Here is a 352-nt window from a genome sequence, read left to right on the forward strand (position 1 = left end):
GCATGCTCGGCGATACCGCAAAGCTGAGCGCCGCGCTGAAGCGCGATGCCAACGGCAATGTCAATATCGACGGGCTGAAGCTCAATTCGGGCGCGCTCAGCGCCGACGGACAGGCGAGCCTCGCCGACGGCAAGCTCGCCGCCGACGTCAGGGGTGCGTTGAGCGATGTGTCACTGCTCTCGAAAGACGCCAAGGGCTCCATCGCCTTTGCCCTGAATGCGCAAGGGCCGGTCACGGCGCCCGACCTGTCGATGACGGTGAACAGCGACCGGCTCCTGGTGGCGGCGCGCGAGATCACCGGGCTGAAGCTGACGGCCACCGGCAAGGCCGATGCCGCCAATCCGGCAGCCAA

Annotated in this window: 1 protein-coding gene; it reads left to right on the plus strand. The window is 67.0% G+C overall.

From position 1 onward, the window contains the following. A partial coding sequence (locus tag EN852_RS36800) for a hypothetical protein (RefSeq protein WP_135879757.1) occupies positions 1–352 on the plus strand: 352 nt, incomplete at both ends.

This window comes from Mesorhizobium sp. M2E.F.Ca.ET.209.01.1.1 (assembly GCF_004010375.2).
Taxonomy (GTDB): domain Bacteria; phylum Pseudomonadota; class Alphaproteobacteria; order Rhizobiales; family Rhizobiaceae; genus Mesorhizobium.